The sequence below is a fragment of the Tritonibacter sp. SIMBA_163 genome (assembly GCF_046535935.1).
Taxonomy (GTDB): Bacteria; Pseudomonadota; Alphaproteobacteria; order Rhodobacterales; family Rhodobacteraceae; genus Epibacterium; species Epibacterium scottomollicae.
The window spans coordinates 1-313 of record NZ_JAWJBP010000237.1 but is presented as its reverse complement, the minus strand read 5'-3'; the positions used below and the strand labels follow the sequence as shown (position 1 = coordinate 313).

1 protein-coding gene is annotated in these 313 nt (G+C 53.4%); it reads right to left on the bottom strand.

From position 1 onward, the window contains the following. A partial coding sequence (locus R0J92_RS22230) for a hypothetical protein (RefSeq protein WP_411053248.1) occupies positions 1–313 on the bottom strand: 313 nt, incomplete at both ends.

The following is a 313-nucleotide window of genomic DNA, read 5'->3' as shown; positions in this document are numbered from 1 at the left end:
ATCTCTATCACTGTCATTAAGAGCAGTCTCTAGCTCCTTCAGGGTGTCATAGGCTGATCCCGCGCCGCCAATCAGTGCGTCGATAGCCGCAGTGATATTTCCATCCACCTGAGCCTTCGTGTAGTAATCACCGCCTTGAGCCTGGAGCTTGAGGTAGCGGTCATCGTGAAGGTGAGTAGCGGGCGAGAAGTAGCTTGACGCTTGACCGCCAAGTGTTGCTGCATCTGCGTTGTTTAGCGCCACAACCAGCTCTCGTGTGCCGCTTAATGCTGTGACTCGAATGCCACTTCCACCCTTTACAGAAAACGTCTGA